This is a genomic window from Cupriavidus sp. LA-1, from assembly GCF_055385985.1.
Genome location: NZ_AP031387.1, coordinates 419927 through 437055, shown reverse-complemented (window position 1 = coordinate 437055; position 17129 = coordinate 419927). Strand labels below are relative to the sequence as shown.

18 protein-coding genes are annotated in these 17129 nt (G+C 68.2%); 13 read left to right on the top strand and 5 right to left on the bottom strand.

Annotated elements, in window-relative coordinates:
* Nucleotides 1–116 precede the first annotated feature (116 nt).
* On the bottom strand, nt 117–2063 hold the full coding sequence (dnaK, locus tag ACZ5MJ_RS02155) for a molecular chaperone DnaK (RefSeq protein WP_464222038.1): 1947 nt from the start codon (nt 2061–2063) through the stop codon (nt 117–119).
* A gap of 201 nt (nt 2064–2264) precedes the next feature.
* The gene (locus ACZ5MJ_RS02150) at nt 2265–2819 is read right to left on the bottom strand and encodes a cob(I)yrinic acid a,c-diamide adenosyltransferase (RefSeq protein WP_464222036.1); all 555 of its coding nucleotides are present in this window, start codon (nt 2817–2819) and stop codon (nt 2265–2267) included.
* A gap of 320 nt (nt 2820–3139) precedes the next feature.
* Here ACZ5MJ_RS02150 and ACZ5MJ_RS02145 point away from each other — a divergent pair, with 320 nt between their 5' ends.
* The 12 genes from ACZ5MJ_RS02145 to ACZ5MJ_RS02090 all read left to right on the top strand — a co-directional run bounded on the left by ACZ5MJ_RS02145 (nt 3140) and on the right by ACZ5MJ_RS02090 (nt 13545).
* Nucleotides 3140–4570 (top strand): FAD-binding oxidoreductase, encoded by a 1431-nt coding sequence (locus ACZ5MJ_RS02145; protein WP_464222035.1) that lies wholly within the window; start codon nt 3140–3142, stop codon nt 4568–4570.
* A 12-nt stretch (nt 4571–4582) separates the two neighbouring features.
* Nucleotides 4583–5473: a LysR substrate-binding domain-containing protein gene (locus tag ACZ5MJ_RS02140; protein WP_464222033.1), complete on the top strand. Its 891-nt coding sequence runs from the start codon at nt 4583–4585 to the stop codon at nt 5471–5473.
* Nucleotides 5474–5482: 9 nt separating this feature from the next.
* Nucleotides 5483–5683: a hypothetical protein gene (locus tag ACZ5MJ_RS02135; RefSeq protein WP_464222031.1), complete on the top strand. Its 201-nt coding sequence runs from the start codon at nt 5483–5485 to the stop codon at nt 5681–5683.
* Complete coding sequence (locus ACZ5MJ_RS02130; protein WP_464222030.1) at nt 5634–6029, top strand: GNAT family N-acetyltransferase; 396 nt, start codon at nt 5634–5636, stop codon at nt 6027–6029. The genes ACZ5MJ_RS02135 and ACZ5MJ_RS02130 overlap by 50 nt, the downstream gene beginning before the upstream one ends.
* A gap of 273 nt (nt 6030–6302) precedes the next feature.
* Entirely contained in the window at nt 6303–7817 is a 1515-nt protein-coding gene (locus ACZ5MJ_RS02125; RefSeq protein WP_464222029.1) for an FAD-linked oxidase C-terminal domain-containing protein, read from the top strand.
* A gap of 8 nt (nt 7818–7825) precedes the next feature.
* Entirely contained in the window at nt 7826–8743 is a 918-nt protein-coding gene (locus ACZ5MJ_RS02120; RefSeq protein WP_464222027.1) for an ion transporter, read from the top strand.
* 27 nt (nt 8744–8770) lie between these two features.
* The gene (gene glcE, locus ACZ5MJ_RS02115; protein WP_464222025.1) at nt 8771–9874 is read left to right on the top strand and encodes a glycolate oxidase subunit GlcE; all 1104 of its coding nucleotides are present in this window, start codon (nt 8771–8773) and stop codon (nt 9872–9874) included.
* A 53-nt stretch (nt 9875–9927) separates the two neighbouring features.
* Entirely contained in the window at nt 9928–11181 is a 1254-nt protein-coding gene (gene glcF, locus ACZ5MJ_RS02110) for a glycolate oxidase subunit GlcF (protein WP_464222023.1), read from the top strand.
* A gap of 78 nt (nt 11182–11259) precedes the next feature.
* Nucleotides 11260–11655: a CidA/LrgA family protein gene (locus ACZ5MJ_RS02105; RefSeq protein ID WP_432258172.1), complete on the top strand. Its 396-nt coding sequence runs from the start codon at nt 11260–11262 to the stop codon at nt 11653–11655.
* On the top strand, nt 11652–12377 hold the full coding sequence (locus tag ACZ5MJ_RS02100; protein ID WP_432258173.1) for an LrgB family protein: 726 nt from the start codon (nt 11652–11654) through the stop codon (nt 12375–12377). Before ACZ5MJ_RS02105 ends, ACZ5MJ_RS02100 begins: the two co-directional genes overlap by 4 nt.
* An 85-nt stretch (nt 12378–12462) precedes the next feature.
* Complete coding sequence (locus tag ACZ5MJ_RS02095; RefSeq protein ID WP_432258174.1) at nt 12463–12834, top strand: VOC family protein; 372 nt, start codon at nt 12463–12465, stop codon at nt 12832–12834.
* A 21-nt stretch (nt 12835–12855) separates the two neighbouring features.
* Nucleotides 12856–13545, top strand: coding sequence for a helix-turn-helix transcriptional regulator (locus ACZ5MJ_RS02090; RefSeq protein ID WP_464222021.1), 690 nt, complete (start codon nt 12856–12858; stop codon nt 13543–13545).
* A 3-nt stretch (nt 13546–13548) separates the two neighbouring features.
* Here the strand turns inward: ACZ5MJ_RS02090 and ACZ5MJ_RS02085 are convergent, their stop codons facing one another.
* The 3 genes from ACZ5MJ_RS02085 to ACZ5MJ_RS02075 form a co-directional block, all read right to left on the bottom strand.
* Nucleotides 13549–14043, bottom strand: coding sequence for a glutathione peroxidase (locus ACZ5MJ_RS02085; RefSeq protein ID WP_464222018.1), 495 nt, complete (start codon nt 14041–14043; stop codon nt 13549–13551).
* A 55-nt stretch (nt 14044–14098) separates the two neighbouring features.
* The gene (locus ACZ5MJ_RS02080) at nt 14099–15238 is read right to left on the bottom strand and encodes a PilT/PilU family type 4a pilus ATPase (RefSeq protein ID WP_464222015.1); all 1140 of its coding nucleotides are present in this window, start codon (nt 15236–15238) and stop codon (nt 14099–14101) included.
* Nucleotides 15239–15302: 64 nt separating this feature from the next.
* Nucleotides 15303–16346 carry a type IV pilus twitching motility protein PilT gene (locus ACZ5MJ_RS02075; protein WP_464222012.1) on the bottom strand — a complete coding sequence of 348 codons (1044 nt, stop codon included), beginning with the start codon at nt 16344–16346 and terminating at the stop codon, nt 15303–15305.
* 56 nt (nt 16347–16402) lie between these two features.
* On the opposite strand from ACZ5MJ_RS02075, the gene ACZ5MJ_RS02070 reads away from it, so the two are divergent.
* Entirely contained in the window at nt 16403–17098 is a 696-nt protein-coding gene (locus ACZ5MJ_RS02070) for a YggS family pyridoxal phosphate-dependent enzyme (RefSeq protein WP_464222011.1), read from the top strand.
* The last annotated feature ends 31 nt before the right edge of the window (nt 17099–17129 follow it).

Below are 17129 nucleotides of genomic sequence, written 5' to 3'. Positions count from 1 at the left end.
AAAAAGCCGAGCGCGGCATCCGACGGCGGTTCCCCGCTGGGTCTGATGGCCGTCGCCCGGCGTCGGGGCGGACAGCGGTGCCGGCCAGTGCCTGCACCGCCGCCCGCGTATCCCGATTACTTCTTGTCGTTGACTTCCTTGAATTCGGCGTCCACGACGTTGTCGTCCTGCGGCTGGGCGTGCTGCTGGCCTCCGGCCGCACCGGCGGCACCGGCCGCCGCACCTTCGCCGGCCTTGGCCTGCATGTCGGCGTAGACCTTCTCGCCCAGCTTCTGGCTGACTTCGGACAGCGCGTTGACCTTGGCGTCGATCTCGGCCTTGTCGCCGCCGCGTGCGGCGTCTTCCAGTTCCTTGATCGCGGCTTCGATCTTTTCCTTCTCGCCCGCGTCCAGCTTGTCGCCGTACTCGGTCAGCGCCTTCTTGGTCGAGTGGATCAGCGCGTCGGCCTGGTTGCGGGCATCAGCCAGCTCGCGGGCCTTCTTGTCTTCCTCGGCGTTGGCCTCGGCGTCCTTGACCATGCGCTGGATCTCGTCTTCCGACAGGCCCGAGTTCGCCTTGATGGTGATGCGGTTTTCCTTGCCGCTGGCCTTGTCCTTGGCGCCCACGTGCAGGATGCCGTTGGCGTCGATGTCGAACGAGACCTCGATCTGCGGCGTGCCGCGCGGTGCGGGCGGAATGCCTTCGAGGTTGAACTCGCCCAGCAGCTTGTTGCCGGTCGCCATTTCACGCTCGCCCTGGTACACCTTGATGGTCACGGCCGGCTGGTTGTCGTCGGCGGTCGAGAACACCTGCGCATGCTTGGTCGGGATGGTGGTGTTCTTGGTGATCATCTTGGTCATCACGCCACCCAGGGTCTCGATCCCCAGCGACAGCGGCGTCACGTCCAGCAGCAGCACGTCCTTGCGGTCGCCCGACAGCACCGAGCCCTGGATCGCGGCACCGACGGCCACGGCTTCATCCGGGTTCACGTCCTTGCGCGCTTCCTTGCCGAAGAACTCCTTGACCTGTTCCTGCACCTTGGGCATGCGGGTCATGCCGCCGACCAGGATCACGTCGTCGATATCGCTGACCTTGACGCCCGCGTCCTTGATCGCGGTGCGGCACGGCTCGATGGTGCGCGTGATCAGCTCTTCCACCAGGGACTCGAGCTTGGCGCGGGTCATCTTCAGGTTCAGGTGCTTCGGACCCGAGGCATCGGCCGTGATGTATGGCAGGTTGATCTCGGTCTGCTGCGAACTCGACAGTTCGATCTTGGCCTTTTCAGCGGCTTCCTTCAGGCGCTGCAGCGCGAGCACGTCCTTGGACAGGTCGACGCCCTGGTCCTTCTTGAACTCGCTGATGATGTAATCGATGATGCGCTGGTCGAAGTCCTCGCCACCGAGGAAGGTGTCGCCGTTGGTCGACAGCACTTCGAACTGCTTCTCGCCGTCCACGTCCGCGATCTCGATGATCGAGATGTCGAAGGTGCCGCCGCCGAGGTCATACACGGCGATCTTGCGGTCGCCCTTCTCGTTCTTGTCCAGGCCGAAAGCCAGCGCGGCCGCGGTCGGTTCGTTGATGATGCGCTTGACGTCCAGGCCGGCGATGCGGCCGGCGTCCTTGGTGGCCTGGCGCTGCGAGTCGTTGAAGTAGGCCGGCACGGTGATCACGGCTTCGGTCACCGGCTCGCCGAGGTAGTCCTCGGCCGTCTTCTTCATCTTGCGCAGCACTTCGGCGGACACCTGCGGCGGCGCCAGCTTCTGGTCACGCGCCGACACCCATGCGTCGCCGTTGTCGGCCTTGACGATGGAATACGGCATCAGGCCGATGTCCTTCTGGACTTCCTTCTCTTCGAACTTGCGGCCGATCAGGCGCTTGACCGCGTACAGCGTGTTGCGCGGGTTGGTGACGGCCTGGCGCTTGGCCGGCGCGCCGACCAGGATCTCGCCGTCTTCCATGTAGGCGATGATCGACGGAGTGGTGCGGGCACCCTCCGAGTTTTCGATGACCTTCGGGCTGTTGCCCTCCAGGATCGCGACGCAGCTATTGGTGGTACCGAGGTCGATACCGATGATCTTACCCATTATTCTCTCCTCTTGAGCCGGCGCTATCCGCGCGGCTGCAATTCAACCTGAGGCCGAAATGTGGCCGTCCGGGGTCTTTTCAAGGGCAGAACCGGTAAATCCGAGTAATTTTCTCGGTTTCTGTCCCTTCTCAACGGCATCCGCCGCCGGGGCTTGAGCCGGCGGCGCCGCCCGGCCGCCGAAAGTGCCCCACTCATTACATCAGGATGCGTCGCGATCGCGCTGCCACAACACGTCCGAACCGCCGCCGACCCGGTTCAGCACCCGCGCCAGCACGAACATCAGATCCGAGAGCCGGTTCAGGTACTGGCGCGGCGCCTCGTTCAGCGCCTCGGCCGCGCCCAGCGCCACCAGCGCGCGCTCGGCGCGCCGGCACACGGTGCGGCAGACATGGGCCTGCGCCGCGGCGCGGCTGCCGCCGGGCAGGATGAACTCGGCCAGCCGCGGCAGGTTGGCGTTGTAATCGGCCAGCCAGGTGTCGAGCTGCGCGACCTGCCCGGGCTTGAGCAGGGTGTAGCCCGGGATGGAGAGCTCGCCACCCAGGTCGAACAGGTCGTGCTGGATATGCAGCAGCGCGGCGCGCACGTCATCCGGCAGGTCCTCGGTCAGCAGCACCCCGACGTGGCAGTTCAGCTCGTCGACGTCGCCGATGGCGGCGATGCGCAGGCTGTCCTTGCCGGTGCGGCTGCCATCGCCCAGGCCGGTGGTGCCGGCGTCGCCGGTGCGGGTGGCAATCTTGGACAGGCGGTGCCCCATGCCGGTCTCCTCGCAAGCATGTTGTTGTGGTACGGCCCGCAACGCAGGCCGGGGGAAAGGCGCATTATCGCGCCGGAACACGTCGGCGGGCCACGCACTTGTGTGCCTGCACTGGCCGTGCGGCAATCGGCCAGTACCTGCCGCCCCCCGACGCTCCACGTGCCCGGCCAGGGTGCATGAGCCGCCGCGCGGCGTAGAATGCCGGTATCCCCCATTCATCGTCCATTCGATAACCGGGTCGCGCCCCGCCGGCCATTCCGGAGCATTTTTCCGGACCACGCCGCCGGCACTACCGCCGCGCCGACCCGCCGGAGACCCGCATGAACCACCCCACGCCGCCCGCCCCCCTCGCCCGCCGTCCGCTGCCGCCCGCCTTCAGCGAAGCCCTTGCGGCACGCTTTGGCGAGCGCTTCACCACCTCCGCCGGCGTGCGCGAGCACCACGGCCGCGACGAATCCCCGTTCCCGCCGGCGCTGCCCGACGCCGTGGTCTTTGCCCACAGCACCGAGGAGGTAGCCGAGGTGGCACGCCTGTGCAACCACCATGGCGTGCCGCTGATCCCTTACGGCGCCGGCTCGTCGCTGGAGGGCCACCTGCTGGCGGTGGCCGGCGGCGTCAGCCTGGACCTGTCGCAGATGAACAGGGTCCTGGCGGTGCAGCCCGAAGACCTGACCGTGACCGTGCAGCCCGGCGTCACGCGCAAGCAGCTGAACCAGGAAATCAAGGACACCGGCCTGTTCTTCCCGATCGACCCGGGCGCCGACGCCTCGCTGGGCGGCATGTGCGCCACGCGCGCCTCGGGGACCAACGCGGTGCGCTACGGCACCATGCGCGAGAACGTGCTGGCGCTGACGGTGGTGACCGCCGACGGCCGCGTGATCCGCACCGGCACGCAGGCGCGCAAGTCGTCGGCGGGCTATGACCTGACCCGGCTCTTTATCGGCAGCGAAGGCACGCTCGGCATCATCACCGAGGTGACGGTGCGCCTTTACCCGCAACCGGAGGCGATCTCCGCCGCGGTGTGCGCCTTCCCCAGCATGGGCAGCGCGGTGCAGGCAGTGATCCAGACCATCCAGCTGGGCGTGCCGGTGGCGCGCGTGGAGTTTGTCGATGCGCTGGCGATCCGCGCCATCAACCGCCACGACAGCCTGACCCTGCCCGAGACCCCGCACCTGTTCTTCGAATTCCACGGCACCGAAGCCGGCGTGCGCGAGCAGGCCGAGACCGTGCAGCAGATCACCGCCGAGCACGGCGGCCAGGGCTTCGAGTGGGCCACGCGCCCGGAAGACCGCAGCCGGCTCTGGAACGCGCGCCATACCGCGTACTTCGCCATGCTGCAGCTCAAGCCGGGCTGCAAGTCGGTGACCACCGACGTGTGCGTGCCGATCTCGCGCCTGGCCGACTGCGTCACCGAGACCGAGAAGGACCTGAACGCCTCGTCGCTGCCCTGCCCCATCGTCGGCCATGTCGGCGACGGCAACTTCCACGTGGCGATCCTGGTCGACCCCGACAAGCCCGAGGAAATGGCCGAGGCCGAGGCCATCAACCAGCGCATCGTCGAACGCGCGCTGGCGATGGGCGGCACCTGCACCGGCGAGCACGGCGTGGGCCTGCACAAGCAGCGCTTCCTGGTGGCAGAGCACGGCGAGGACGCGCTCGACCTGATGCGCGCGATCAAGGACGCGCTGGACCCCAACCGTATCCTGAACCCGGGCAAGATCTTCAGCGCCACGCGCGGCGGCTCGCGGTAAGGCGCCTGGCTGATGGCCGCCATGTTCAATCGCGTCCCGCCGCTGCATCTGCTGATCGCCTTCGAGGCGGCGGCGCGCCTGGGCAGCTTCGCGCGCGCGGCCGAAGAGCTGTCGGTCACGCCCAGCGCGGTCTCGCACCGCATCAAGAACCTCGAGGAACTGTGGGGCGAAGACCTGTTCGTGCGCGCCAACGCGGCGCTGCGGCTGACCGCCGCCGGCACGCGCTACCTGCGCAACGTGCAGGACGCGCTCAAGTCGCTGAACGAGCTGGCGCGGCCCGAGTACAACAAGCTGCGCACCCGGCTGCGGGTGGCGATCCCGCCCACCTTCGGGCGCCAGCACCTGGTGCCGCGCCTGCCCGAGTTCGGCGCGCTGTATCCGCATATCGACCTCGAGCTGCACCTGGCCATTCCGTTCCTGGACGTGAAGGCCGAGGACACCGATGTCGAGATCCGCTACGGCACTGGCCGCTACCCCGACCTGAAGACCACCAAGCTGCTGGTCGAGCCGGTGTTCCCCGCCTGCGGGCGCGAGTACTACGAGCGCGTCAACGGCCGCGCCATCACCAGGCCCGAGCACCTGCACGGCCTGGTGCTGCTGCGCAGCCCGCTGGAGCCGTGGAAGCCCTGGTTCGAGACCGCCGGCCTGGACTGGCCCGAGCCCCAGACCGGTCCGCAGTTCAACGACATCGGCCTGATGCTGGAGGCGATCGCCTCCAACCAGGGCGTGGCGCTGGTGCGCCAGCGCATGGCGCGGCACTGGCTGTCGCTGGGCCAGATGGTGCGGCTGCTCGATGTGGAATCGGTCTCGCCGCACGGCTACTACATCGTCGAGCGCGAGCAGGCCCCGCTCAAGCCCGAAGCGCGCTATTTCGTCGACTGGCTGCTGAGCCTGGACTGGTAGGAGACCTCAGTGGAAAAAGAAGGCATGGAAATCCGCCTGCTGACCCCCGCCGATGCCGCCGCCTTCCGGGCGCTGCGGCTGCAAGGCCTGGCCGAAGCGCCCGAAGCCTTCGCCGCCAGCCTGGAAGAGGAACAGGACCTGTCGCTGGAAGCCATCGCCGGTGCGCCTGGCCGCGACCGGCGACAAGGCCGTGTTCGGCGCCTTTATTGACGACACCGATGGCACCGCACTGGCCGGCGTGGTGGGCGTGATGCGCGAGGAAAAAGCCAAGCACCGGCACAAGGCCTTTATCTGGGGCATGTACGTGGCCCCGCGCTGGCGCGACCGCAAGCTCGGCCGCGCGCTGATGGACCGCGCCATGGCGCGGGCCGCCGCCATGCCTGGCGTGCGCCAGGTGACGCTGTGCGTCAATGCCGGCAGCGCGGGCGCGGTGCGGCTGTACGAGTCGCTCGGCTTCGTGCGGACCGGGCTGGAGCCGGATGCGCTGTACATCGCGCCGCACTTCCACGACAAGCTCGACATGGTCTGCTTCCTGCCGCGGCCGCCGGCGCGCTGAGCCCGCGGGCGCACGCGCGGACCCGCCTTCCCTGCCCGCGCAAGGCGGTGCTACGCTGGACTTGCGGCCACTGCGCGCAACGGCTGGAGGCGGCTGGCGACGCAGCATCATGAGCAATTTTGATCGGCCTGCCATGCGGAATTCACGTCCCGCGTGGTGCCCGCGCCAGGTGCCCTGCGCTATAGTCATCCGTCCTCCGCGGCAGGCCCTGCACCGCCGCGACCGGCAGGCCGCGCACCGGCCGCCATCCCGGAGACCCCACAGGAGTCGCTCATGAATGCCCCGCACGAAGCCCAAACCATCGCCACCGGCAGCGCCCAGGCCACGGCCGAAGGCCGCCGCGGCGCGCTGCTGGCCGGCCTGGCGCAGATCCTGCCGGACGCCGCGGTGCTGAGCAAGCCGGAAGACACCGTCCCCTATGAATGCGACGGCCTGGCCGCGTACCGCCAGGTGCCGATGGCCGTGGCCCTGCCCGACACCGAGGAACAGGTCTGCGCCATCCTGCGGCTGTGCCACAAGCTGGGCGTGCCGGTGGTGCCGCGCGGCGCCGGTACCAGCCTGTCGGGCGGCGCCATGCCGATCGCCGAGGGCCTGGTGCTGTCGCTGGCCAAGTTCAAGCGCATCCTGTCGGTCGATCCGTACGGGCGCACCGCGGTGGTCCAGCCAGGCGTGCGCAACCTGGCGATTTCCGACGCCGCCGCGCCCCACAACCTGTACTACGCGCCGGACCCTTCGTCGCAGATCGCCTGCACCATCGGCGGCAACGTCAGCGAGAACTCGGGCGGCGTGCACTGCCTGAAGTACGGCCTGACCGTGCACAACGTGCTGCGCGTGCGCGCGGTGACGATGGAGGGCGAGGTGGTGGTGTTCGGCTCCGAGGCCCCCGACTCGCCGGGCCTGGACCTGCTGGCGGTGCTGATCGGCTCGGAAGGCATGCTCGCCGTGGTCACCGAAGTCACGGTGCGCCTGATCCCCAAGCCGCAGCTGGCGCAGGTGATCATGGCCTGCTTCGACGATGTCGAGAAAGGCGGCAACGCGGTGGCGGAAGTGATCGCCGCCGGCATCATCCCGGCCGGGCTGGAAATGATGGACAAGCCCGCCACCGTCGCGGTCGAGCAGTTCGTGCATGCGGGCTATGACCTGGACGCCGCCGCCATCCTGCTGTGCGAATCCGACGGCACCCCCGAAGAAGTGGCCGAGGAGATCGAGCGCATGAGCGCGGTGCTGACGGCATCGGGCTGCACCCGCATCGTGGTCTCGCAGAACGAAGCCGAACGCCTGCGCTTCTGGAGCGGGCGCAAGAACGCCTTCCCGGCGGCCGGGCGGATCTCGCCGGACTATTACTGCATGGATGGCACCATCCCGCGCAAGCATATCGGCACGCTGCTCAAGCGCATCGAGGCCATGGAGGGCAAGTACGGCCTGCGCTGCATCAACGTGTTCCATGCCGGCGACGGCAACATGCACCCGCTGGTGCTGTTCGATGGCGCTGACCAGGACGAATGGCACCGCGCCGAGCTGTTCGGCGCCGACATCCTGGAAACCTGCGTCGAGCTGGGCGGCACCGTCACCGGCGAGCACGGCGTGGGCGTGGAGAAGCTCAACTCGATGTGCGTGCAGTTCTCGCCCGCCGAGCGCGAGGCCTTCTTCGGCGTCAAGGCCGCCTTCGACCCGGCGCGGCTGCTCAACCCGGACAAGGCCATCCCCACGCTGGCGCGCTGCGCCGAGTACGGCAAGATGCACGTGAAGAAGGGCCTGCTGCCACATCCCGAGCTGCCGCGCTTCTGACCCACGCCATGCCCAACCCGCAACGACGCCAGCAGCAGGAAGCGTTTATCCGCCAGCGCCTGGGCCAGCCCGAGACCGGCTGGCGCCAGCGCTGGTACACCATCATCTTCGAGGCCGATACCCGCGCGGGCCGGCTCTTCGACGTCGCGCTGCTGATCGCCATCATCGCCAGCGTGATGGTGGTGATGCTCGACAGCCTGCCCGCGGTGCACGACCGCCTGGGTCCGCTGTTCACCGTACTGGAATGGATGTTCACGCTGTTCTTCACGGCCGAGTACGCGATGCGCATCCTGGTGGTGCGCCGGCCGTGGCGCTATGTGTTCAGCTTCTACGGCGTCATCGACTTCATCTCGATCATCCCGACCTGGCTGGCGTTCTTCCTGCCCGAGCTGCACTTCCTGATCGACGTGCGCCTGCTGCGGCTGCTGCGCGTGTTCCGGATCCTGAAGCTGACTGTGTATTTCGAGGAGGCCGAGATCCTGTACCGCGCGCTGGCCAACAGCCGGCGCAAGATCTTCGTATTCCTGGGCACGGTATTCATCATCACCGTGATCCTGGGCACCGTGATGTACGTGGTGGAAGGACCGCAGCACGGCTTCACCAGCATCCCGGTCAGCATGTACTGGGCGGTGGTGACGCTGACCACCACGGGCTTCGGCGACATGGTGCCGAAGTCTCCGCTGGGGCAGTTCATCACCTCGCTGACCATCCTGCTGGGCTACGGCATCATCGCCTTCCCCACCGGCATCGTCGGCGCCGAGCTGGCCGCCAGCATCATCAAGCGGCCGCTGACCACGCGCACCTGCACCCATTGCCTGACCGAGGGCCACGAGCCCGACGCCCTGTACTGCAAGCATTGCGGCAGCCACCTGCCCGAATACCAGAACGACCGGCCGGAAGTGCCCGGCGGACCCGCCGGCACCTGAGCCGACTCTCCCTACCCCACGACGCCTATGCAAGCCACCCTCGACGCCTTCCGCGACGCCGTCAGGCAAGCCACCGAGACCCGCACCGCGCTGCAGCTGCGCGGTGGCGGCAGCAAGGACTTCTACGGGCAGTCCCCGCAAGGCCAGTTGCTGGACACGCGCCCCTATGCCGGCATCGTCGACTACGACCCGGCCGAGCTGGTGATCACCGCGCGCTGCGGCACGCCGCTGGCCGAGATCGAAGCCGCGCTGGCCGACAGGCGGCAGATGCTGGCGTTCGAGCCGCCCCACTTCGCGCTGCCCGGCCAGGCCAGCACCGCGACGCTCGGCGGCGCCGTCGCCGCGGGGCTGTCGGGCCCGCGCCGGCAGGCGGTGGGCGCGCTGCGCGACTTCGTGCTGGGCGCGCAGCTGATGGACGGGCGCGGCGAGGTGATGGACTTCGGCGGCCAGGTCATGAAGAACGTGGCGGGCTATGACGTATCGCGGCTGCTGGCGGGCTCGCTCGGCACGCTGGGGCTGATCCTGCAGGTGTCGGTGAAGGTGCTGCCGGCCCCGTTCGACGAGGCCACGCTGCGCTTCGAACTGGCACAGGTCGAAGCCATCCGCCAACTGAACCAGTGGGGCGGCCAGCCGCTGCCGCTGGCGTCCTCGGCCTGGCACGCGGGCGTGCTGCACGTGCGCCTGGCCGGCGCCACCGCCGCCGTGCGCGCCGCGTGCGCCAGGCTGGGCGGCGAGCGCGTGGACCCGGCGCAGGCCGCATCGCTGTGGCAGTCGCTGCGCGAGCAGACCCACCCGTTCTTTGCCCCGGCACAGGCCGGCCGCGCGCTGTGGCGCCTGGCGGTGCCCACCGTTGCCGCGCCGCTGGAGCTGCCCGGCGCGCAGCTGATCGAATGGGGCGGCGGCCAGCGCTGGTGGCTGCCTGAAGACGGGTCCGCCAGGACCGATGCAGAAAGCGTGCGCGCCGTGGCGCAGGCCGCGGGCGGCCATGCCACGCTGTTCCGCAACGGCGACAAGGCCGTGGGCGTGTTCACGCCGCTGGCCTCGCCGCTGGCCGCGATCCACCGCCGCCTGAAGGAGACCTTCGACCCGGCCGGCATCTTCAATCCGCAGCGCATGTACCCCGGGCTCTGAACCAGCCCATCCAGGGACATCCCAGACCTCCCCAGGCACAACCTCCCCACACCATGCAAACGACCCTGGCCGATTTTCTCCGCGACACGCCCGAAGGCGAGGAAGCCAAATCCATCGTCGGCAAGTGCGTGCATTGCGGCTTCTGCACCGCGACCTGCCCCACCTACCAGCTGCTCGGCGATGAGCTGGACGGCCCGCGCGGACGCATCTACCTGATGAAGCAGGTACTGGAAGGCCATGCCATCACCGAAAGCACGCGCCTGCACCTGGACCGCTGCCTGACCTGCCGCAACTGCGAATCGACCTGCCCGTCGGGCGTGCGCTACGGGCGCCTGGTCGATATCGGCCGCAAGCTGGTCGACGACAAGCTCGAAGCCGAAGGCGTGCAGCGCCCCGCCAGCCAGCGCATCGCGCGCTGGGTGCTGCGCGAAGGGCTGACGCGCCCGGCGCTGTTCGGCACCGCGCTGCGCCTGGGCCAGATGGTGCGCCCGCTGCTGCCGGGCGCGCTGCGCAACAAGGTGCCGGCGCTGTCCAGCGCTGCCGCGCCAGGCGTGTGGCCGCGCACTGTGCATGCGCGCAAGATGCTGTTGCTCGACGGTTGCGTGCAGCCGGCGATGTCGCCCAACATCAATGCCGCCACCGCGCGCGTGTTCGACCGTGTCGGCGTACAACTGGTGGTGGCGCGCGAAGCCGGCTGCTGCGGCGCGATCCGCTTCCACACCGGCGACCACGATGGCGGCCTCGACAATATGCGCCGCAATATCGACGCCTGGTGGCCGCATATCGAAGCGGGCGCCGAAGCCATCGTGATGACGGCCTCGGGCTGCGGCGCGATGGTCAAGGACTACGGCCACCTGCTGCGCGACGATCCCGCCTACGCCGAGCGCGCGCGCCGCGTGTCGGCGCTGACGCGCGACCTGTCCGAGATCCTGCCGGACTTTGCCGACGCGCTGCGCGCGGCCGCCGGCGCGGTCCCGCGCGACCGCCGGCGCGTGGCCTACCACCCGCCCTGCACGCTGCAGCACGGCCAGCAGATCCGCGGCAAAGTCGAAGCGCTCTTGACCGGCCTCGGCGTGGAAGTCAAACTCTGCGCTGACAGCCACCTGTGCTGCGGCTCGGCGGGCACTTATTCGGTGTTGCAGCCGGAACTGGCCTACCGCCTGCGCGACGAGAAGCTCGCCAACCTGCAGGCCACGCAGCCCGAAGCCATCGTCTCGGCCAATATCGGCTGCATCTCGCACCTGCAGAGCGGCACCGGCACCCCGGTGATGCACTGGATCGAACTGGTCGACAAGATGCTCGGCTAGTGCGGGCGGGCAGCATGGGTGGCAGCGCGCATCCCTTCCGGACGCGCGCCGTGCATCTGCGTCCAAACGCCACGCCCCATGCTCCAGACCTTTGCAATCCTGTTGGTTTTCCAGTCCGTCGGCGAGGTGATCAGCTACGCGCTGAAGCTGCCCGTGCCCGGCCCCGTGCTGGGCATGATCCTGCTGTTCGGCTGGCTCGTCTTCGACGACCGCCTGCTGCCCATCATCCAGGGCACCACCTCTGAACTGCTCAAGCACCTGTCGCTGCTGTTCGTGCCGGCCGGCGTCGGCATCATGGTCCACGCCAGCCGCATCGAGGGCGAGTGGATGCCGATCCTGGTGGCGCTGGTGGTATCCACGTGGCTGGCCATCGCCACCACCGCCGTGGTCACCCGCATGCTGATGCGCAAGCGCGCCGATACGCCGGACACGCCCGACGTGCCGCCCGCCGATGCAAAAGGAGAGCAGGCATGATGACGCCCCGCCTGAACGAGATCTGGGTCTACCTGGCCGCAAGCCCGCTGGTCGGGCTGACCGCGACGCTGCTGGCCTACGTGTTCGCCTTCCGCATCTACGAGCGCTCGCGCTTCTCGCCGCTGGCCAATCCGGTGATGATCGCGGTGGCGCTGCTGGTCACGGTGCTGACCGTCACCGGCACGCCCTACAAGACTTACTTCGACGGCGCGCAGTTCGTGCACTTCCTGCTGGGGCCGGCCACGGTGGCGCTGGCGGTGCCGCTGTACCTGCAGCTGCCCAAGCTGCGCACCCATGTGTTGCCGCTGCTGGCGGGGCTGGTGGCAGGCTCGGTGGTAGCCGTGGTCTCGGCGGTGGGCATCGCTTACCTGCTGGGCGCGTCGCCGGAGACGGTGCGCTCGCTCGCGCCCAAGTCGGTGACGATCCCGATCGCCATGGGCGTGGCCGAGAAGATCGGCGGGCTGCCGTCGCTGACGGCGGTGCTGGTGATGGCCACCGGCATCATCGGCGCGGTCAGCGCCACCAGCGTGCTTAACCTGCTGCGCATCCGCGACTACACCGTGCGCGGCTTCGCCACCGGCGTGGCGGCACACGGCATCGGCACCGCGCGGGCCTTCCAGGTCAACCAGGAAGCCGGTGCCTTCGCCGCGCTCGGCATGGGCCTGAACGGCGTGCTGACCGCGATCCTGGTGCCGGTGATGGCGGCGTGGATGCCACACTGACACCCTCCTGACAGGACGCTGTCAGCAGCCCCCGCGCATGATGCGAACTCCTCACTCCCTTTCACCTGGAACCAAGGAGACCATCATGAGCAACCGTCTGATCAACTGGCTGGAAATCCCCGTCGTCGACATGAACCGCGCGGTCGGCTTCTACGAGCAGGTGTTCGATGTCCAACTGCGCCGCGAGACCATGAGCCAGGTCGACATGGCCGTGTTCCCGCACCCGGACCCGGGCGGCGCGCTGGTGTCCGGCGAGGGCTACCGCCCCAGCAACTACTACGGCACGGTGCCCTACCTGCACGCGCCGGAACTGGACCTGCTGCTGGAGCGCGCCGCGCGCGCCGGCGGCAAGACCGTGTTCGGGCCGCTGCGCCTGCCGGGCGAGATCGGCCGCATCGCCCATATCACCGACAGCGAAGGCAACCGCATCGGGCTGCATGAGCCCGTGGCCGGATAAGCCCATGGCAGGCCAATACCGATGAGCCGCCGGGCCGACCGCCTGTTCCAGATCGTGCAGGTGCTGCGCGGGCGCCGCCTGACCACGGCGGCGCTGCTGGCGCAGCGGCTCGGGGTGTCGGAACGCACCGTCTACCGTGATATCCAGGCGCTGTCGCTGTCAGGCGTGCCGGTCGAGGGCGAGGCCGGCATCGGCTACCGGCTGCGCGCCGACTTCGATGTCCCGCCGCTGATGTTCACCGCCATGGAAGTGGAAGCGCTGGTCGCCGGACTGCGCCTGCTGAAAGCCTGGGGCGGCGGCGCGCTGGCCGCCGCGGCCGATCCCGCGCTGGAAAAACTGATGGCCGCGCTGCCGCCGCCGCGCCGGCTGGCGGCTCAGCAAAGCCGCGTGTTCGCGCCGGAATACGTCAACCAGGCGCACGTGCGCCAGGCCTTCGACGTGGTGCACGGCGCACTGGGCGAGCAAAAGCTGCTGCTGCTCGACTACTGCGACGTGCAGCAGCGCATCACCGAACGCGTGGTGATGCCGCTGGGCCTGTTCTTCTGGGGCAATGCCTGGCTGTTGGCGGCGTGGTGCACCACGCGCTCGGACTACCGCAGCTTCCGGCTGGACCGCTGCCGCGCCATCCGCATGCTGGACGACCACTTCCATGAAACCCCGGACCGCTCGCTCAATGGCTTCCTGCGCGCGGTGCGCGCCAGCGGCACCTGAGACTCAGGCAGCCGGGTCGGACAGCAGCTTCTCGATATCGGCGCGCAGTTCATCGGGCTTGGTGGTTGGCGCGTAGCGCTTGAACACCGTGCCGTCGCGGCGCAGCAGGAACTTGGTGAAGTTCCACTTGATGCCCTGGGTACCGAGCACGCCACGCTTCTCCGTGGTCAGCCACTTGTACAGCGGATGGGCGTCGGCACCGTTCACGTCGATCTTGGCGAACATCGGGAAGCGCACCGCAAAGCGCGTTTCGCAGAACTGGCCGATCTGCTGGGCATCGCCCGGCTCCTGCTTGCCGAACTGGTTGCATGGGAAGCCCAGCACCGCCAGGCCACGCTCCTGGTATTCGTCATGGAGCTTCTGCAGGCCCTCGTACTGCGGCGTGAACCCGCATTCGCTGGCGGTGTTGACCACCAGCATCACCTTGCCCTGGAACTGCGACAGCGGTACCGGCTGGCCGGCCAGCGAGTTGGCTTCGAACTGGTAGACATTGCTCATGGCGGACTCCTCAAAGTAGCCCAAGCATACCGCCATGCGCACGACAGTGCACGAATCAGATGACGTTCAGATGCTCGGTGCCGGCGCCCAGGTCGGTGTCCTTGGCGCTCGCGCTGTGCAGCTTGATCATCAGGCGCAGGTCGTTGAGCGAGTCGGCGTTGCGCAGCGCGTCCTCGTAGGTGATCTTGCCTTCCTCGTGCAGGTCGAACAGCGCCTGGTCGAACGAGATCATGCCCTGCTCGCGCGACTTCTTGATGACTTCCTTGAGCTCGTGGATCTCGCCCTTGAAGATCAGGTCGGCCACCAGCGGCGTGCCGATCATGATCTCCACCGCCGGCACCCGCCCCTTGCGGCCCGCGCGCGGCAGCAGGCGCTGCGAGATCATCGCCTTCAGGTTCAGCGACAGGTCGATCAGCAACTGCTGGCGCTTTTCCTCGGGGAAGAAGTTGACCACGCGGTCGATCGCCTGGTTGGCATTGTTGGCGTGCAGCGTGGCCAGGCACAGGTGGCCGGTCTCGGCGTACTGCAACGCGTACTCCATGGTCTCGCGGTCGCGGATTTCGCCGATCAGGATCACGTCGGGCGCCTGGCGCAGCGTGTTCTTCAGCGCCACGTGCCAGGACTCGGTGTCGATGCCCACCTCGCGCTGCGTGACGATGCAGTTCTGGTGCGCGTGCACGTACTCGATCGGGTCCTCGATGGTGATGATATGGCCGTAGGAATGCGCGTTGCGGTGATCCAGCATCGCCGCCAGCGTGGTCGACTTGCCCGAGCCCGTGGCGCCGGTCACGATCACCAGCCCGCGCTTGGACATCACCACGTCATGCAGCGTCGGCGGCAGGTCCAGGTCGGCCACCGAAGGGATGCGCGTGTTGATGGTACGCACCACCATGCCGGCCTTGCCCTGCTGGATAAAGGCCGACACGCGGAAGCGCCCGGCCTTGGGCGCGGTGATCGCAAAATTGCATTCGCGGCTGGTATCGAACTCCTGCACCTGGCGCTCGTTCATCACCGAGCGCACCAGGCCCAGCGCCTGGGTCGGGTTCAGCGGCTGCTGCGACACCGGCGTGAGCTTGCCGTCGACCTTGATCGCCGGCGGGAAGTCGGAGGTGATGAACAGGTCCGAGCCGCGGTTGCCGACCATCAGCTCCAGCAGGTCGTTGATGTACTTGGCGGCGGATTCGCGATCGAGCATGGCTGTGTCCTGCAGGAATGCGGCCGCTGCGCGCGGGCAGCGGCCTGATGACGCGGGCCGGGCCTCAGCCCATGAACGCGTCGGGGTTCTTGGCGATGGCGCGCGCGTCGTTGTAGTTGATCAGGCCGCGCTTGATCAGGTCCGACAGGCACTGGTCCAGCGTCTGCATGCCCAGCCCGCTGCTGGTCTGCATCATCGAGTACATCTGCGCGATCTTGTTCTCGCGGATCAGGTGGCGGATCGCGGGCGTGGCGATCATGATCTCGTGCGCGGCGGTGCGGCCATTGCCGTCGCGCGTCTTCAGCAGCGTCTGCGAGATCACCGCCTCGAGCGATTCCGACAGCATGGTGCGCACCATGTCCTTCTCTTCGGGCGGGAACACGTCGACCACGCGGTCGATGGTCTTGGCCGCCGAGCTGGTGTGCAGCGTGCCGAAGACCAGGTGGCCGGTCTCGGCCGCGGTCAGCGCCAGGCGGATGGTTTCCAGGTCGCGCAGTTCGCCCACCAGGATCACGTCCGGGTCTTCACGCAGCGCCGAGCGCAGCGCGTTGGCAAACGAATGCGTATGCGGCCCCAGCTCGCGCTGGTTGATCAGGCTCTTCTTGGAGCTGTGCACGAATTCGATCGGGTCCTCCACCGTCAGGATGTGGCCCATGTCGTTTTCATTGCGATGGTCGACCATCGCCGCCAGCGTGGTGGACTTGCCCGAGCCGGTCGGGCCCGTCACCAGCACCAGCCCGCGCGGCTTCATGCACAGGTCCCCGAATACGGCCGGTGCGCGCAGCTCTTCGAGCGTGAGCACCTTGGAGGGAATGGTACGGAACACCGCGGCGGCGCCGCGCTGGGTGTTGTAGGCATTGACCCGGAAGCGGGACAGGCCGGCGATCTCGAACGAGAAATCGATTTCGAGGCGTTCCTCGTAGGCCTTGCGCTGGGTGTCGCTCATGATGTCGTACACCATGGCGTGGACATCCTTGTGCGTCATCGAGGCGATGTTGATGCGGCGCATGTCGCCGTGGATCCGCACCATCGGCGGCATGTCCGCGGATAGATGAAGATCAGACGCCTTGTTCTTGACAGCGAAAGCCAATAGCTGCGCGATGTCCATCTATAATGACCCCACCCTGAATTGTTATCGGTACTTTAAGTACTTCTCGCCGGATTATGTCTGTAATTGCCGCCAACTTGCAAGCCGTTCACCAGCGCATCGCGGCGGCCGCACAACAAGCCGGCAGACAGTCCGGGGACATCGCCCTGCTGGCCGTTTCCAAGACCGTTTCCCCCGACCACATAAGGGCCGCATACGCCGCCGGACAGCTTGCCTTCGGCGAGAACTACGTCCAGGAAGGGGTCGACAAGGTCGCCGCCCTGGCCGACCTGCGCAGCCGCCTGCAATGGCATTTCATCGGCCCGCTGCAAAGCAACAAGACCCGCCTGGTGGCGGAGCATTTCGACTGGGTGCACGCCATCGACCGGCTCAGGATCGCCGAGCGGCTGTCGGCCCAGCGCCCGGCCGGCATGGCGGCGCTGCAGGTCTGCATCCAGGTCAATATCAGCGGCGAAGCCAGCAAGAGCGGCGTCGCCCCGGCGGAGGTCCCGGGGCTGGCGCATGCCGTCGCCGCCCTGCCCGGCCTGCGGCTGCGCGGGCTGATGGCGATCCCCGAGCCCGAGGATGACCCCGCCGCGCAGCGCCGCCCGTTCGCGGCCATGCGCGCCATGCTGCAGGCGCTGCGCGCCGACGGCCTGGCGCTCGACACGCTGTCGATGGGCATGTCGGGCGACATGGACGCCGCCATCGCCGAGGGCGCCACGCTGGTGCGGATCGGCACCGCCATCTTCGGCGCGCGCCAGTACCCGTAGCCCCGCGCGCCCTGTCATTTCCCTTCCAGCC

What these genes read in the sequence shown, in the direction of transcription:
- ACZ5MJ_RS02105 (WP_432258172.1), top strand. Translation starts at nt 11,260, where the DNA reads ATGCTCCAGACCTTTGCAATCCTGTTGGTTTTCCAGTCCGTCGGCGAG.
- ACZ5MJ_RS02145 (WP_464222035.1), top strand. Translation starts at nt 3,140, where the DNA reads ATGAACCACCCCACGCCGCCCGCCCCCCTCGCCCGCCGTCCGCTGCCG.
- ACZ5MJ_RS02070 (WP_464222011.1), top strand. Translation starts at nt 16,403, where the DNA reads ATGTCTGTAATTGCCGCCAACTTGCAAGCCGTTCACCAGCGCATCGCG.
- ACZ5MJ_RS02150 (WP_464222036.1), bottom strand. Translation starts at nt 2,819, where the DNA reads ATGGGGCACCGCCTGTCCAAGATTGCCACCCGCACCGGCGACGCCGGC.
- ACZ5MJ_RS02080 (WP_464222015.1), bottom strand. Translation starts at nt 15,238, where the DNA reads ATGCTCGATCGCGAATCCGCCGCCAAGTACATCAACGACCTGCTGGAG.
- ACZ5MJ_RS02075 (WP_464222012.1), bottom strand. Translation starts at nt 16,346, where the DNA reads ATGGACATCGCGCAGCTATTGGCTTTCGCTGTCAAGAACAAGGCGTCT.
- ACZ5MJ_RS02090 (WP_464222021.1), top strand. Translation starts at nt 12,856, where the DNA reads ATGAGCCGCCGGGCCGACCGCCTGTTCCAGATCGTGCAGGTGCTGCGC.
- ACZ5MJ_RS02140 (WP_464222033.1), top strand. Translation starts at nt 4,583, where the DNA reads ATGGCCGCCATGTTCAATCGCGTCCCGCCGCTGCATCTGCTGATCGCC.
- ACZ5MJ_RS02120 (WP_464222027.1), top strand. Translation starts at nt 7,826, where the DNA reads ATGCCCAACCCGCAACGACGCCAGCAGCAGGAAGCGTTTATCCGCCAG.
- glcE (WP_464222025.1), top strand. Translation starts at nt 8,771, where the DNA reads ATGCAAGCCACCCTCGACGCCTTCCGCGACGCCGTCAGGCAAGCCACC.
- ACZ5MJ_RS02095 (WP_432258174.1), top strand. Translation starts at nt 12,463, where the DNA reads ATGAGCAACCGTCTGATCAACTGGCTGGAAATCCCCGTCGTCGACATG.
- dnaK (WP_464222038.1), bottom strand. Translation starts at nt 2,063, where the DNA reads ATGGGTAAGATCATCGGTATCGACCTCGGTACCACCAATAGCTGCGTC.
- ACZ5MJ_RS02100 (WP_432258173.1), top strand. Translation starts at nt 11,652, where the DNA reads ATGATGACGCCCCGCCTGAACGAGATCTGGGTCTACCTGGCCGCAAGC.
- ACZ5MJ_RS02085 (WP_464222018.1), bottom strand. Translation starts at nt 14,043, where the DNA reads ATGAGCAATGTCTACCAGTTCGAAGCCAACTCGCTGGCCGGCCAGCCG.
- glcF (WP_464222023.1), top strand. Translation starts at nt 9,928, where the DNA reads ATGCAAACGACCCTGGCCGATTTTCTCCGCGACACGCCCGAAGGCGAG.
- ACZ5MJ_RS02125 (WP_464222029.1), top strand. Translation starts at nt 6,303, where the DNA reads ATGAATGCCCCGCACGAAGCCCAAACCATCGCCACCGGCAGCGCCCAG.